The following is a 15797-nucleotide window of genomic DNA, read 5'->3' as shown; positions in this document are numbered from 1 at the left end:
AAATTCCCAAAATTCCGAATCTAAAAATTTGGTGGAGCTAAGCGGGATCGAACCGCTGACCTCTTGCATGCCATGCAAGCGCTCTCCCAGCTGAGCTATAGCCCCATCAGGGTACCGGGCATTAACCGGTTCCGGGAACCCCTTGAAAGCGCTGCTTTCGTCGGGGTGGCGGCTTATTACTTCCGGTGGTTTCGGAGTGCAAGCCTAAAAATGAAAAGCCCGGACGTTTTTTTCGTCCGGGCCTAAAAATCAAGGTCTTAGACCTCGTCTTCGTCGCCGCCGACGCCGATGATGCCGGAGACGTCGTCGTCATCGTCATCTTCATCGGCTTCCAGGAAGGTGTCGTCGTCGTCGCCGTCGATCTCGACGTCGTCATCGCCCATATCGGGAATGTCGTCACCGGATGCCGCCTCGTCGCCCTCTTCGAGCGAGACGAGTTCGACATCAGTGTTTTCCGTATCGACTTCCGCGACTTCTTCCTCTTCGGCCTGTTCCATCTTCATCTGGGCCGTCGTCTCTTCGAAGAAGGAAAGCGGCCAGGACTTGCCGGTGTAAGGAGAAACAACCGGGTCGCGGTTGAGGTCGTAGAATTTTTTGCCCGTATCCGGGTCGGTGCGCTTGGTACCAAGTTCCGCTTTTGCCACTGTCGAAGCCCCGTGAGAATGGCCGATCAATTCGGCTGATGCCGCAAAGGCGGCGCTAAAATGCTAGCCGGTCCCCTTAATGCTTGTGCCTGGGCATGTCAAAGGCAAACTTTTTGCGCCAAACACCCGGATTTGCGCGATAACCGCCCTGGAATGGCCTCCTCTTCGTGACACCGGGGCTTTGTGGGCAGGCGTGCGCTTGGTTGCGTGAGCGGATCGGTCGAGAGCATGGAACAGGGTGCGCGCGGAGCGGTTTTCCGCTAAGCGAGGCTCTCCAGGAGAAAAAGAGCTGCCGAGGGATTTCATGACTTTCACCATCGCCATCGACGGGCCGGCTGCGGCCGGCAAGGGAACGTTGTCGCGCCGCATCGCGCAGACCTATGGCTATCATCATCTCGACACGGGGCTCACCTACCGCGCCACAGCCAAGGCGCTGCTCGATGCCGGTCTTCCGCTCGATGACGAGGCGGTGGCGGAAGGGATGGCGCTCAAGGTGGATCTTTCCGGTCTTGATCGATCGGTCCTCTCGGCCCATGCCATCGGTGAGGCGGCCTCGAAGATCGCCGTGATGCCGGCGGTGCGGCGCGCGCTTGTGGAGGCGCAGCGCGCCTTTGCAGAGCGTGAGCCGGGAACGGTCATCGACGGGCGCGATATCGGCACGGTGGTCTGTCCGGATGCTCCGGTAAAACTTTATGTGACGGCAGCGCCCGAAGTGCGTGCGCGCCGCCGTTACGATGAGATCCTCGCCTCCGGCAAGGAGGCGGATTTCGACACTATCTTTGCCGATGTGAAGCTGCGGGACGAGCGCGACATGGGGCGCGCCGACAGCCCCTTGAAACCGGCAGCCGATGCGCACTTGCTTGATACCTCGGAAATGAGTATAGAGGCCGCGTTTGAGGCAGCATCGGTCATCATCGACGCCGCGTTGAAAAAAGATTGACGACCTGCCGGGTTTCCGGCGCGCGCAATTGCAGTGCCTGACCCAAAGCTCGGATCCCCGCGCCGGATTGCCCTCTCATCGAAGACGGGCGGATTTGTTCTTTGGGTATGTTTAACACAAACCCCCCCGGCGCCATCCGTGTCCGAACAAGGGACACGACCAGGAGATTTCATGTCAGTAGCAAACCCCACGCGGGAGGATTTCGCAGCCCTCCTCGAAGAATCCTTCGTCACGAACGACCTTGCTGAAGGCTATGTAGCCAAGGGTATCGTCACCGGGATCGAAAAGGACGTCGCCGTCATCGACGTCGGCCTGAAGGTTGAAGGCCGCGTTCCGTTGAAGGAATTCGGCGCCAAGGGCAAAGACGGCACGCTGAAGGTCGGCGACGAAGTCGAAGTCTATGTCGAGCGCATCGAAAACGCGCTGGGCGAAGCTGTTCTGTCGCGCGAAAAGGCTCGCCGCGAAGAAAGCTGGATCAAGCTCGAAGCCAAGTTCGAAGCCGGCGAACGCGTCGAAGGCGTCATCTTCAACCAGGTCAAGGGTGGTTTCACCGTCGATCTGGATGGTGCCGTTGCCTTCCTGCCGCGCAGCCAGGTCGACATCCGCCCGATCCGCGACGTCACGCCGCTCATGCACAACCCGCAGCCCTTCGAAATCTTGAAGATGGACAAGCGTCGCGGCAACATCGTGGTTTCGCGTCGTACGGTTCTGGAAGAATCGCGTGCCGAACAGCGTTCGGAAATCGTGCAGAACCTCGAAGAAGGCCAGGTTGTTGACGGCGTCGTCAAGAACATCACCGATTACGGTGCGTTCGTTGACCTCGGCGGCATCGATGGCCTGCTGCACGTCACCGACATGGCATGGCGCCGTGTGAACCATCCGTCGGAAATCCTGAACATCGGCCAGTCGGTCAAGGTTCAGATCATCCGCATCAACCAGGAAACCCACCGTATCTCGCTCGGCATGAAGCAGCTCGAGTCGGATCCGTGGGATGGCATCTCGGCCAAGTACCCGGTCGGCAAGAAGATCTCCGGTACCGTCACGAACATCACCGATTACGGTGCGTTTGTTGAGCTGGAGCCGGGCATCGAAGGCCTCATCCACATCTCCGAAATGTCCTGGACGAAGAAGAACGTTCATCCCGGCAAGATCCTGTCCACGACGCAGGACGTCGACGTGGTCGTTCTCGAAGTCGATCCGTCCAAGCGCCGTATCTCGCTTGGCCTGAAGCAGACGCTGGAAAACCCGTGGCAGGCATTTGCCTTCAGCCACCCGGCCGGCACTGAAGTCGAAGGCGAAGTGAAGAACAAGACCGAATTCGGTCTCTTCATCGGTCTCGACGGCGATGTCGACGGCATGGTTCACCTGTCGGATCTCGACTGGAACCGTCCGGGCGAACAGGTCATCGAAGAGTTCAACAAGGGCGACGTCGTCAAGGCTGTCGTTCTGGATGTGGACGTCGACAAGGAGCGCATCTCGCTCGGCATCAAGCAGCTCGGCCGCGATGCGGTTGGTGAAGCTGCAACGTCTGGCGAACTGCGCAAGAACGCTGTCGTTTCGTGCGAAGTCATCGCCGTTAACGACGGTGGCGTCGAAGTGAAGCTCGTGGCCCACGAAGACATCACGTCCTTCATCCGCCGTGGCGATCTCGCACGCGATCGTGACGATCAGCGTCCGGAGCGTTTCTCGGTTGGCCAGGTGTTCGACGCCCGCGTCGTCAACTTCTCCAAGAAGGACCGCAAGGTCATGCTGTCGATCAAGGCTCTCGAGATCGCAGAAGAGAAGGAAGCCGTGGCTCAGTTCGGTTCGTCCGACTCGGGCGCTTCGCTCGGCGACATCCTGGGCGCAGCCCTGAAGAACCGCACCAACGACTAATCCTCGTTAAAGACTGAATTGAAGAACCCGCCGGGAGCGATCCCGGCGGGTTTTTTATGCGTAAGATCCGGACACAGCTGCCAGATACGGTCCGGACGCAGCTACCAGCCGGCCATGCGCCGATAATAGGCCTGCGCATCATCGCCACCGGACGGCGCGTCCTGCGGTGCAAGCTCTTCTGCGGCGGTGATTTCCAGTGCCGGGACAAGATCCTGAAGACCATCCTCGTCATCGGCTGCGGAAAGCTCCGTCTCCGCATGCCGCTGCTTGTCCTCACGGTCATCGCTGCTCTTGGCGCCGCCCCCGGACCGGCCACCGCCTTCGCGACGGTCGTCCTCCGCTTCGATGGCCGAGACGAGGGGTTTTGGCTTTTCCGCGATGCCGCCTGCCGGCGCATAGGGGACATAGGCCGGCATGAGGCCGTCGCGCAGAACCCCTTGTGCGGCCTGCGCCTGCAGCATCATGGCCGTCGGCTGCGTCGCGGCAGGCGCTGCGCCGGATGCCGGCCCACCGGCGCCGGGCAAGGCTTGTGCGGCGGTGAGGGGCGCGGACGGTGTTGCAGACCTCGCGTTGGATGCGGGACCTGCGTCCGACCCGGCGGCTGTCTTTGCCTTTGCGTCAGGCGCCTGTGCCGTCTCGGCGCTCTCATCAGGTGTCGGCAGGGCAGCATTTGCGAGCCCCCAGGAAGCCCCACCCTCATCCGCGTAAAGGCCGGAGAGCCAGGCGACGGGGACGGGTTCCGAGATGACAACGGCGACCGTCAGCTGCACCGGGCCCGGCGCTTCTGCCGCCTGTGAACGAAGGGGCTGGCCGGGAGCTGTCAAACGCGCGCTAGAGGCTGGGCTTGCCGGTTCTGTTTCGGCCTGTATCTGCCGAGCAAGAGCCGGCGCGTCATAGGTCACATCATCCGCTGATTCGTCGGCAGCACTGTTGGTCCCGGCCGCGCCCAGGCCTGCCGCGTCCGCCGAAGAGGCGTTTCCTTCAGGGGAAGCAGGCTCGATCGGGGAGGTCGTCCCGGCCGCCTGCGCTGCGATGGCCATGCGTCCCGCAGGCTCCGGCTGGGCGGGAAGGGGGGTGGTGGTCATCTGCCGACCCGGCCCAGGGGCATCCGGAACCGTTTTCGCGCCGGCCCTGCGCGCCGGCGTTGCTGCGGTTTCATCCGGATCCTGCCGCCGATCCACGGCGGGGCTACGCGATGTCGAAAGAGCCGAAGCCTCCTCGTGCACTTCCCGGGGCGCTAAAGGCGGGTCGGCACCCATGGTGGAAGCGCCGGCCTGTCGCGGGCCACCCGCCGGGGCAATCGCGGGGGCGTTCGCACGGCTGCCGGTCGGCGGTTGTGCCTCCGCGCCGCCGTTCTGGCGATAGGAGGTCACCACCTGGCGGGCGACCGGATCGCGCTCCAGATAGGCGGCCGCCTCCAGCCGCAGTGCCAGCCGCGTAGCCTCCGGTCCGACGGGATTTTTGAGGATCTCGGTCAGCAGACGCAGGGTAAATCCCTGCATCAGCTGGTTGAGGGCCCGCTGCAGCGAGAGCCGTTCGGTGGAAGACAGCTTGGCGATCACCTCCGTGATTCGCTCGGCATAGTCGGCGAGCGGTTCGCCCTGGTTGCGGCTGACGGAAAGAAGCGCGCCGATGGTTTCCACCACCGAAAGTCCCTGCGCCAATTGCAGCTGGCCCGAGAGAGACATGATGTCGAGCCGGCTGCCGCTTCGGATGGACGGTTCGCGCGACAGGCGCGCATCCACACCGGTCGATGACAACAGCACCTCGATGCGGGGTGCCGAAAAAACGATGCCGGACTGGTCATGGGTGTTGAAGGCGGTATCGGAAGATGCGGCGACCGGAGGCAACATGGGTCTGCTCCACGCTGTGTCGGTTGAAGGGCAGACCGGCTGGCGGGGCGTTTCTACTGCGACCGAACGGGCCGCAACCGCGGCGCCTCATGGCGTCATCTAAAGCCGATTAAGGGCTTATTAGAATAGAATTTTATTAAAAATGCATTAAGAGGCCGTCGCGTGCCTGTCTCCGTATGCCCGATTGCACGCCCTCAGCTATGGGCAAAGATGTCGGTTTCTTCCCAGCCGAGAAGATCGAGCTTGGCGCGGGTGGGTAGGAAGTCGAAGCAGGCTTTGGCAAGCTCCAGCCGCTCATCGCGCTTGAGCCGGGCCATCAGCTTGTCACGCAGGCCATGCAGGTAAAGCACGTCGGAGGCGGCGTAATCCAACTGCGCCTGTGACAGCGTTTCGGCGGCCCAATCGGTCTGCTGCTGTGCCTTTGACACGTCGATATCCAGCATTTCCTTCAGATTGTCCTTCAGCCCATGCCGGTCGGTATAGGTACGCGTCAGGCGTGAGGCGATCTTGGTGCAGAAGACCGAAGCGGTGGTCACACCGAACGTGTGGTAGAGCACGGCGATGTCGAAGCGACCATAATGGAAGATTTTCTCCCGGCCGGCATCGGCCAGCATGGCCGTGAGGTTTGGCGCCTGCGTCTGATGAGCGGCAATGCGGATGACGTCTGCTGTTCCGTCGCCTGGCGAAAGCTGCACGACGCAGAGCCTGTCGCGACGAGGAACCAGTCCCAGCGTTTCGGTATCGATGGCGATAGCGCCCGTGTAGCGCGCTGCATCCTCTGTAGAAATATCGCCCTCGTGCGTCCTGATCCTGCTCATGGCCTGCCTCCTGCTTGACCCTGTTGGCTATAAACCAAGGCGCGGGGTCTGAATATGGCAATTTTCTGCCGCATCGGGCAGCAATCACTCGCGAAGCCTTGCGCGTGATGCATTGCTGCATTGCGGCAAAGCGGTTGTTCGAATCGAAGCCATGGCCTATATACAAACCATCGAAGCGGCGCACTCCTCCTCCCAGTGCTGCTTCGTTGAGATCGGCAACCTCCTCCTCCTCCCAATTGCCGATCAAGTTTAAAAGCCTGCCGCACCTCCTCCCGCGGCAGGCTTTTTCCGTTTCTGGCTCCCCGAAACGTCATTTTCCCTGCAGTTCCCCGTATCGTCTGGACAAAAAAGCCGCCGGACCCGTGGGCGCGGCGGCATCTCGATTTTACCCGGTGAAGGAGCCCCTCTCAAAGGGCGGCGATCGCCTGCATCACGCTGTCGTCGATAGAAAGGCCCGTTTCCTGGGCTTCACGACGCAAGGAGCGGCCGCGGCGGCCGGGCAGGCGCACGCCCTCTTCGCTGGCCATGAGCGTGGCAAGCGCTGCCATGCGCGCACCAAAGCCGGCCCCGGCTGTCGCCTGCGGATCGATGGCGATGATGAAATGGCCAAGTGCCGGCGGTGGTCCCTTGTCGTCGAACAGCGACGAGGCCTCGTGCGAAAAATGTGCGCCCGTGGTGCCGGCAGAAAGAACCTCCACCATCAGCGCAAGGGCTGCACCCTTGGCACCACCGGCCGGCGCCATCGTGCCCTGCATGGCAATGTCGGGATCGGTGGTCGGCTGCCCTTGCGGGTCGAGCGCCCAGTCGTCGGGAATGGCGACGCGCTTCTGCTGGGCCTCCATCACCTTGCCGCGCGCCACCTTGGAGAGCGCCAGATCGATGACGATCGGATCGATGCCGTCGGCCGGCTCGCCCACGGGCACGGCAAAGGCGATGGGATTTGTGCCGAACAGCGGCTTTCGGCCACCCCAGGGCGCCATGGCGGCCGGGGCATTGGCAAACATCATGGCAACCAGCCCTTCTTCGGCAAAGCGTTCGACCGTCAGCGCCATCACGCCGGCATGGTGCGAGCGGAAGATACCGGCCGAGGCGATGCCCTGGCTGCGGGCGAGCGGCGCAAGCGTACTGACCGCCAGATCGAGCGCCGGATAGGCAAAGCCGTCGCGTGCATCGATGGCCAGCACGCCGGGTCTCGGATGAGCGAGGCTTGCCTGCGCAAGGCCATCCACCTTGCCGCTTCTCACCTGTTTCACGTAGGCCGGTACCCGGCGCAGGCCATGGCCGGACTGGCCGGCGGCTTCTGCAGCCACCAGCGCGCGGGCAACCGAGCGCGCAGATGCGGGCAGAACGCCGCTTGTTTCGAAAACCGTGGCGATCTGCCGTTCAAGGTCGGCAAGGGTATGGTGCATGCTGCTTATTCCTGAGGCGGGAGGGCCGCGCCGCCTCAGCAACGGCGCAAACCCCGGATGGCCTGAACTAGCAGTTTTTATAGCCGAGCGGAACCGTGACCTTGTTGCCGATCCCGGCCGGCGGCGGCGGAACGGGGGAGGCACGGCGCACGAGTTCGACCATATAGTTGTCGAAATCGGAATAGCCGGAGGATCTGGCAAGCGAGACGGCCGAAAGATTGCCGCCGTCATCGATCCGGAAGGTTACATAGGCCGTACTGCCGCGGCCGGTCGCCGGGCAGCGGCCCCTCTGGCGGCCGAGATGTGCGGCAAGCTTGGTCTGCCAGCGCGCCGGCGAAAGCGAACTGCCGCCAAGGCTGGTGGAGGTTGCCGCTGCTGCCGTGCGATCGGATTGCTGAACCTCTGCCTTGGCCTGCTGGGCAGCCTTTGAGGCTGGCGGCTTCGGCCGTGGCTTTTCGGCGCGCACCACCTTCTTCTCGACCGGCTTCGGCTTTTCCTCGGTAATCTCAGGCTTTTGCTCCTCGACCTCCGGCGGGCGCACCACCGGAAGCGGCACTTCGACATTCTGCAGAAGCGCAAGCTGCTGCTCGGCAGGCTGATCTACCGTCTCCTCGATCGGCTCCGGCGGCTTTTCAGGAATGGTTTCCGTGACCTCCTTGACCGGCTCTTCCGGCTTCGGTTCCTCCATGACGGGTTCCGGCGGCGGCTCAGGGGTTTCCGCGACCTCCTGGGGGGGCTCTGGCGGCGGCTCCGGGGCAGGCTCGACAACCGGTTCGGGCAGCGGTTCGTCTACCGGCTGCGTCGTGTCGCTCTTGACCTCTTCGGAATCCTGCTGGTCTTCGGCCACCAGAGTTTCATCGGTCTGGGTCGCTTCCGGTTCCGGGGCAAGCTCGATCATGATGGCGGCCGGCTGCGAGGCTTCCGCCGTGTCTTCCGGCTCCTCGCGCAGCATCACGGAGGCTGCTGCCAGATGCGCGGCCAGAACCGTGGCGCAGGCACCGGACCAGAGGGCTGCCTCGCCAAGCTTGCTCCAGCGGCTGCGGGGAAGCATCTGGCTCATGGCGTTGCGCCCTGCGGGGCTGCAGAAGCGGCTTGCGGCGCCTTGGGCAGCGTTTCAAGCCCGACCAGCGCGATCTTCAGGTATCCGGAATCGCGCAACAGATTCATGACCTCCATGAACTGCCCGTAATCGACCGACTTGTCGGCGCGCAGGAAAATCCGTCGGTCCGTGTTGCCGCCGGTCACCTGCGACAGCCGGGATGCCAACTGCTCGCGGCCGACAGGATCATTGCCGAGGTTCAGCGTCAGGTCCTGCTTGACGGTCAGATAAAGCGGCTCGTCGGTGCGTGGGGCAGGCTTGGCGGTCGATGCGGGCAGATCGACCTTGATGTCAACGGTTGCAAGCGGGGCCGCCACCATGAAGATGATCAGCAGCACCAGCATCACGTCGATGAAGGGCGTGACGTTGATTTCATGGTTTTCGGCCATGTCCTCGCCGCCATGTTCGCGAATGCCTCCGGCCATGGCTCATTCTCCTGCAACAAGCGACACGGTCGATTTGCGCGTGCCGGGCGGCACCTTGCGGAAATCGAGGTCGCGGCTGACCAGCCGTTCGACGCCGGCCGACGCATCGGCGAGAAGCTGGCGGTAGCCGGTAATGGAGCGTGCGAAGATGTTGTAGATGACAACGGCCGGAATGGCGGCGACGAGGCCGATGGCGGTGGCGAGCAATGCCTCGGCAATGCCGGGTGCGACGACGGCAAGATTGGTCGTCTGCGCCTGGGAAATGCCGATGAACGAGTTCATGATGCCCCAGACCGTGCCGAAGAGGCCGACGAAGGGACCGACCGAACCGATGGTGGCGAGCGCACCGGTGCCGCGCATCATGCGCCGCCCGGCGCCCGCCTCGATGCGGCCGAGCGTCGAGGACACGCGTTCCTTCACGCCGCTGTTTTCCGCATGATCAAGCGCACCCTCGGATAGCTTCAGCTCGGTCGCCGCCTCGCGCAGCATCAGGGCTGCGGGACCGCCGCGCTTTTCGGTGGCGTTCAGCGCCTCGGACAGCGTCTTTGCCCGGGCGATCGCCTTGATCACGCCCTTCACCCGGCGTCGCGCCGCGGCCAGTTCCAGCGATTTTGCAAGCCATACGGTCCAGGTGATCAGCGAGGCGACCGCAAGCCCGATCATGACGCCCTTCACCACCCAGTCGGCGGCCATGAACATGCCGATGGGCGACAGATTATGGGGGATGTCGCCGCGCGCCTGCGGATCGACCAGCGACGTCGGCATGTCGGCTGGCTCTTCCGCGGCAGCCGGCGGCAGCGTCAGAGGCTGGGCGCCGGAGACGGCCGGATCGGGGGCAGGGGAGGCCGGTGTCTGATTGGTTGGGGCAGCGGGCGCGACCGGAGAAGCGGCCGATGGTTCGGTCGCACCTGCCGCTGGTACCTCGGGTGCTGGTGCCGTTGGCTGGGCAAGGCGCGGCTGGGTGGTGCCTGGCGCCTCCTGGGCAGACGGCTGGGCGGGCGGCGTCTGCGACCAGGCCGGGGCGGCAGCCAGCGAGGCGGCCAGGACAAGAGCCGCAAGGCCGCCGGCTGCACCTGTCTTTGCTTGGCGGGCAGAGGCGGTGGACGGGAGGGACAGGATCGGCATCAGGCAAACTCCGGATGATCTTACGCAGGGGCCAGGGCACCCGGCCGGTCTGGCCATTGCTGCAGAAAGCGGGCGCCCAACGCGGTGTCGCACCGGATTAATCCCGCGCGGCCACGCCAGTTGCCTACCCCGATAATAAACTTGAGTGCCTTTAGCAACTATAATGTGCCGTTAAAGCCGAGCTTGTTATTCAACTTTTGCAAAGGGCAGCGCGTGAGGACGCAGATGCGGCTGAACGGCACAAAAAAACGCCGGGCATGAGGGCCCGGCGTTGATTGTCTGACGGCTGATGTCGATCAGAGTGTGCGCGTGATATGTTCCACGCGGAAGCATTCGATCGTATCGCCAGCGCGGATATCTTCGTAATTCTCGAAGGCCATGCCGCATTCCTGGCCCATCGGCACTTCGGAGACTTCGTCCTTGAAGCGCTTGAGCGTCTTGAGCTTGCCTTCGTGGATGACGACGTTGTCGCGCACCAGGCGCACGCCTGCACCACGCTCCACCTTGCCTTCGATGACGCGGCAACCGGCAACCTTGCCGACCTTCGTGATGTTGAACACCTCGAGGATCTCGGCATTGCCGAGGAAGGTTTCGCGACGCTCCGGCGAGAGCAGGCCCGACATCGCCGCCTTCACGTCATCCACCAGATCGTAGATGATGTTGTAGTAGCGGATCTCGATGCCGGCACGCTCGGAAGCGGTCCGGGCCTGCGCATTGGCGCGTACGTTGAAGCCGATGATGGCGGCATTGGACGCCTCGGCGAGCGAGATATCCGATTCCGTGATCGCGCCAGCGCCCGAATGGACGATGCGGGCCCGCACTTCGTCGGTGCCGAGCTTGTCGAGAGCGGCAACGATGGCTTCGACAGAGCCCTGCACGTCGGCCTTGATGACCAGCGGGAACTCCTTGAAGCCGGTGTTCTGCAGCTGGCTCATCATCTGTTCCAGCGAACCGCGCTGACCCGACTGACGGGCAGCGGCCTTGTCGCGGGCCAGACGCTGACGATACTCGGAGATTTCGCGAGCGCGGCTTTCGTTTTCAACCACGGCGAACTTGTCACCGGCAGCGGGCGTGCCCGACAGGCCGAGGATTTCGACCGGCATGGCAGGACCTGCTTCCTTGACGTGGTCGCCCTGGTCGTTGACCAGCGCGCGCACACGGCCCCACTGGTCGCCGGCCACGATGATCTGGCCCGGACGCAGCGTTCCCTTCTGGACGAGAACGGTTGCCACGGCGCCACGGCCGCGATCGAGCTGGGCTTCGATGACGGTGCCTTCGGCTGTGCGCGTTGGGTCGGCCTTGAGGTCAAGGATTTCCGCCTGCAGCAGCACGGCTTCGAGCAGCTTGTCGAGGTTGAGCTTGTTCTTTGCCGAAACCTCGACATCGAGCACTTCACCGCCCATGGATTCCACGAAGACTTCGTGCTGCAGAAGCTGCTGGCGAACCTTGTCCGGGTTTGCCTCGTGCTTGTCGATCTTGTTGATCGCCACGATGATCGGCACGTTGGCCGCCTTGGCGTGGTTGATCGATTCAATCGTCTGCGGCATCACGCTGTCGTCTGCGGCAACCACGAGGATCGCGATATCCGTCGCCTGGGCGCCACGGGCACGCATGGCCGTAAAGGCGGCGTGGCCGGGAGTGTCGATGAAGGTGATCTTCTGGCCGTTCTGTTCGACCTGATAGGCACCGATATGCTGGGTGATGCCACCGGCTTCGCCCGACACGACCGAGGTCTTGCGGATGGCGTCGAGCAGCGAGGTCTTGCCGTGGTCGACGTGACCCATGATGGTGACGACCGGAGGACGCGATACCAGCTCGCCTTCGTCGTCCTTGACGTTGAAGATGCCTTCTTCGACGTCGGATTCCGAGACGCGCTTGACGGTATGGCCGAATTCGGTCGCGATGAGTTCGGCAAGGTCGGCGTCGATGACGTCGCCCGGCTTCATCATCTGGCCTTCCTTCATCAGGTACTTGATGACGTCGACGGCGCGCTCAGACATGCGCTGCGACAGTTCCTGGATGGTGATGGTTTCCGGCAGGATGACCTCGCGCATGACCTTTTCGCGGGTTTCCTGCATCTGGCTGCGGCGGAACTTTTCCTGGCGGCGACGGGTCGCGGCCATCGAGCGGCCACGGGCGTTGCCGTCATCGTCCGTGCTGACGGTGGTGACGGTCAGCTTGCCGCGGCGACGGTCTTCCTCGACCTTCGGGCGGGCAGGAACCTTCGCCGGAACCGGAGCGGTTACCTTGCCACGGTTCGGGGCGCCACGGGCGGGACCGCGATCATCGTCCTCGTCACCGCTCTTGCGGCCACGCACGGCACCGGGAAGACCGGCAGCCGGTGCCGTAACCGGGGCACGCGGGGCCTGCGGACGGCCTTCGGGCGCACGGGCTGCCGCCGGTGCGGCTGCGCGTTCAACCGGGGCTTCGACCGGAGCAGGCGCCACCGGGCCTGCCTTTTCGGCTTCTTCGGCGCGAAGCTTGGCTTCTGCTGCCAGGCGCTCGTTCTCGATCGCCTGTTCGGCGGCGCGACGCTCGTCCTCGATCTTGCGGCGGGCTTCTTCTTCCGCACGCTGCTTGGCTTCGATCACGTCACGGGCCTGCGCTTCGGCAAGCGCGCGGCGGCGGGCGTCCATTTCGCTCGCGGAGAGATCGTGCAGGACGGTGCGCGGACGATCCGGCTGGCGCTGCGGCTGCGACGAGGATGGACGCTGCTGCGAATGCTGCGGGCGGTTGCCTTGCTGGTTCGGGCGCTGCTGGTTGTTCTGGCCTGCGCCATAGCCCGAAGTCTGAGCCGGACGCTGCGGCTGGGGCGCTGCGGGGCGCGGAGCGGGCGTGGAAGCAACCGGTGCTGCGGGTGCCGGGGCCTGGGCCGCCGGCGCTACCGCCGGTGCGGCAGCAACAGGCTGGGGAGCCGGCTGTTCGGCGCGCGGTGCCGGAGCGGCCGGCGCTGCAACGGGCGTCACGATCGGTGTAATCGGCTTTTCGTCTTCCGGACGCAGCGGGCGACGCTTGCGCGTTTCCACCACGACCGCCTTGGTGCGACCGCGACCCATTTCCTGGCGCACGGTACCCTGGCTCATCCCCGAAGGCTTCAGGGTGAGGGTCTTCTTTGCCGTAACGCTGAGCGTCTTGTCGTCTTTGTTGTCGGTCATCCGTTCCTGTTCCTTCCGACAGGAACAGAGATGGAAGCCATCAGATCCTGTCGTTCAATACACTTTTCCAGTGCGGCTGCCGGCGAATGCCGGTGACCACGTCATGTCTCTGACCGGCCAGCGCCGCCATTTGCTCCGGAGTGACCGCCATTGCGGTACGTATCGAGCATGGTTGCGCGTTTCACTACACCCTCACCCGCCTGTCCGGCAAGCGCCGCGGCATGGATAAAAGCACTCTGGCCCATCAGTTCGTCCATTTCGGCCGCAGTAAAGAGCATGAAGGAGGGGATCTCCTCTTCGCTCTCGGTTCCGAGCCGCCAGGCCTTGCGGGCCTGGTCCAATTTTCGCACACCGTCCGCTGCCGCATCCGATGCATGGAACACGCCGAGCGCCTGGCCCGAGCGGATCGCGGCATCCACTTTCGTGGCGCCGGAAATGAACTGGCCCGCCTTGCGCGCCAAGCTCATCATGCCCGCAAGGTCCGCCACCAGCAGTCTATCCACCAGCGCGGCAAGATCCGGCCCCGCCTTCACGTCCGCCTTCAGGGCGCGGGCGAAGATCTTGCGCTTGATGGCGGTTTCCACCAGCGCACGATCCATCGACACCCAGCATCCCCGGCCCGGCAATTGCCGCTTCAGGTCCGGCACCACCGTTCCATCGGGTGCCGCCACGAAGCGGATCAGCTTTTCCGGCGAAACGGCCTGGCGCGTCACGATGCAGGTCCGGTCGTTCACAACCAATTCCGCATCGTCTGCGCTCCCGTCACCGGCCTCAGCCGCCGCAATCATTCCTGAACTGCGGCGTCCGCCTCCTCGTCCGCCAACTCGGCGTCTTCGCCGTCAGCCTGCTGCTGTGCGAGGTCTTCCTCGGTGATCCAGCCGGCCAGCAGGCGGGCCTGCACGATCATGTTTTCCGCCTCGACGCGCGATACGTCGAACTTGGAGAACAGGCCTTCGAACTTCTTCGTCTCGCCGTCCTTGCGTTCCGACCAGCCGATGAGGTCGTCGGCGGCGCAGCCGGCAAAGTCTTCCACCGTCTTGATGCCGTCTTCGCCCAGCGCCACCAGCATCTTGCCGGTGAGGCCATCGATCTGCTTCAGCTCGTCCTCTACGCCGAGTTCGACGCGCTTGGCATCCATTTCGGCTTCGAGGCGCTCCAGGTATTCCTTGGCGCGCATCTGGATTTCGCTGGCGGTATCTTCGTCGAAACCGTCGATGGAGGCGATTTCGTCCAGCTCGACATAGGCCAGTTCCTCGACCTGCGCGAAACCTTCCGATGCCAGAACCTGGCCGACCATCTCGTCGACATCGAGCGCGTCCATGAAGAGGTTGGTGCGCTCGTTGAATTCCTTCTGGCGGCGCTCCGATTCCTCGGCTTCCGTCATGATGTCGATGTCCCAGCCGGTCAGCTGCGAAGCCAGGCGCACGTTCTGGCCGCGGCGACCGATGGCGAGCGACAGCTGCTCGTCGGGAACAACCACTTCGATGCGTTCTGCGTCTTCATCGAGAACCACCTTGGCGACTTCCGCCGGCTGCAAGGCGTTGACGATGAAGGAAGCCGGATCCTGGCTCCACGGAATGATATCGATCTTTTCGCCCTGCAGCTCGCCGACGACGGCCTGAACGCGCGAACCACGCATACCGACGCAGGCGCCGACCGGATCGATCGAGCTATCGTTGGAGATAACGGCGATCTTTGCGCGCGAGCCCGGGTCACGGGCGACCGACTTGATCTGGATGATGCCGTCGTAGATTTCCGGCACTTCCATGGTGAACAGCTTCACCATGAACTGCGGATGGGTACGCGACAGGAAAATCTGCGGGCCACGCTGCTCGCGGCGCACGTCGTAGACATAGGCACGAACGCGGTCGCCATAGCGCATGTTTTCGCGCGGGATCATTTCGTCGCGACGGATGATGCCTTCGCCACGGCCGAGATCGACGATCACGTTGCCGTATTCGACGCGCTTGACGGTGCCGTTGACGATTTCGCCGACGCGATCCTTGAACTCGTCGAACTGGCGGTCACGCTCGGCTTCGCGCACCTTCTGCACGATGACCTGCTTGGCCGACTGGGCCGCGATGCGGCCAAAGTCCATCGGCGGCAGCGGATCGGCGATGAAGTCGCCGATCTTGGCATCGACATTGCGGTCACGGGCGAGCGCCAGCGGGATCTGCGTGGTATAGTCTTCCGCGTGATCGACCACTTCCAGAAGACGCTGCAGGCGGATCTCGCCGGTCTTGGAATTGATGTCGGCGCGGATATTGCTTTCGGTGCCGTAACGCGAGCGGGCGGCCTTCTGGATCGCATCGGCCATTGCGGCCAGCACGATCTCGCGGTCGATGACCTTTTCGCGCGCCACTGCATCTGCAATCTGCAGAAGTTCTAGCCGGTTCGCACTCACTGCCATTGTCGTCGGTCTCCGTAGATCGAATGGGTTCGTGCCTGCAAGGC

The 15797-nt window shown here is 63.6% G+C and carries 12 protein-coding genes and 1 tRNA gene; 2 read left to right on the top strand and 11 right to left on the bottom strand.

The annotated features are described in order from the left end of the window. Positions 1-29: 29 nt before the first annotated feature. Both ACEXP3_RS18755 and ACEXP3_RS18750 read right to left on the bottom strand, forming a co-directional pair. A tRNA-Ala gene (locus ACEXP3_RS18755) sits at positions 30-105 on the bottom strand. A 152-nt stretch (positions 106-257) separates the two neighbouring features. Next, positions 258-644, bottom strand: coding sequence for a TIGR02300 family protein (locus tag ACEXP3_RS18750; RefSeq protein WP_210103973.1), 387 nt, complete (start codon positions 642-644; stop codon positions 258-260). Positions 645-948: 304 nt separating this feature from the next. On the opposite strand from ACEXP3_RS18750, the gene cmk reads away from it, so the two are divergent. Next, positions 949-1584 (top strand): (d)CMP kinase, encoded by a 636-nt coding sequence (cmk, locus tag ACEXP3_RS18745; RefSeq protein WP_377298597.1) that lies wholly within the window; start codon positions 949-951, stop codon positions 1582-1584. Between the two features lie 171 nt (positions 1585-1755). Continuing rightward, the gene (gene rpsA / locus ACEXP3_RS18740) at positions 1756-3459 is read left to right on the top strand and encodes a 30S ribosomal protein S1 (protein ID WP_210103971.1); all 1704 of its coding nucleotides are present in this window, start codon (positions 1756-1758) and stop codon (positions 3457-3459) included. Between the two features lie 101 nt (positions 3460-3560). Here the strand turns inward: rpsA and ACEXP3_RS18735 are convergent, their stop codons facing one another. The 9 genes from ACEXP3_RS18735 to nusA form a co-directional block, all read right to left on the bottom strand. Then, complete coding sequence (locus ACEXP3_RS18735; protein ID WP_377298596.1) at positions 3561-5312, bottom strand: hypothetical protein; 1752 nt, start codon at positions 5310-5312, stop codon at positions 3561-3563. A 194-nt stretch (positions 5313-5506) separates the two neighbouring features. Further along, positions 5507-6130 carry a ribonuclease D gene (locus ACEXP3_RS18730; RefSeq protein ID WP_377298595.1) on the bottom strand — a complete coding sequence of 208 codons (624 nt, stop codon included), beginning with the start codon at positions 6128-6130 and terminating at the stop codon, positions 5507-5509. Between the two features lie 407 nt (positions 6131-6537). Further along, positions 6538-7539, bottom strand: coding sequence for an Ldh family oxidoreductase (locus ACEXP3_RS18725; protein WP_377298594.1), 1002 nt, complete (start codon positions 7537-7539; stop codon positions 6538-6540). A 67-nt stretch (positions 7540-7606) separates the two neighbouring features. Next, positions 7607-8599 (bottom strand): energy transducer TonB family protein, encoded by a 993-nt coding sequence (locus tag ACEXP3_RS18720; protein ID WP_377298593.1) that lies wholly within the window; start codon positions 8597-8599, stop codon positions 7607-7609. After that, positions 8596-9063, bottom strand: a complete 468-nt coding sequence (exbD, locus tag ACEXP3_RS18715) for a TonB system transport protein ExbD (protein ID WP_377298592.1) — start codon at positions 9061-9063, stop codon at positions 8596-8598. The genes ACEXP3_RS18720 and exbD overlap by 4 nt, the downstream gene beginning before the upstream one ends. 3 nt (positions 9064-9066) lie before the next feature. Beyond that, positions 9067-10188: a tonB-system energizer ExbB gene (gene exbB, locus ACEXP3_RS18710; protein ID WP_377298591.1), complete on the bottom strand. Its 1122-nt coding sequence runs from the start codon at positions 10186-10188 to the stop codon at positions 9067-9069. Between the two features lie 296 nt (positions 10189-10484). Further along, positions 10485-13343 (bottom strand): translation initiation factor IF-2, encoded by a 2859-nt coding sequence (infB, locus tag ACEXP3_RS18705; RefSeq protein ID WP_377298590.1) that lies wholly within the window; start codon positions 13341-13343, stop codon positions 10485-10487. Between the two features lie 101 nt (positions 13344-13444). Beyond that, complete coding sequence (locus tag ACEXP3_RS18700; RefSeq protein WP_377298589.1) at positions 13445-14131, bottom strand: RNA-binding protein; 687 nt, start codon at positions 14129-14131, stop codon at positions 13445-13447. Then, on the bottom strand, positions 14128-15753 hold the full coding sequence (gene nusA / locus ACEXP3_RS18695; RefSeq protein ID WP_210103963.1) for a transcription termination factor NusA: 1626 nt from the start codon (positions 15751-15753) through the stop codon (positions 14128-14130). Before nusA ends, ACEXP3_RS18700 begins: the two co-directional genes overlap by 4 nt. Positions 15754-15797 lie beyond the last annotated feature (44 nt).

The sequence above is a fragment of the Neorhizobium fuzhouense genome, assembly GCF_042611105.1.
GTDB classification, from domain to species: Bacteria; Pseudomonadota; Alphaproteobacteria; order Rhizobiales; family Rhizobiaceae; genus Neorhizobium; species Neorhizobium galegae_A.
The sequence above is the reverse complement of the archived record's forward strand: the minus strand, read 5'-3'. Positions and strand labels throughout refer to the sequence as shown.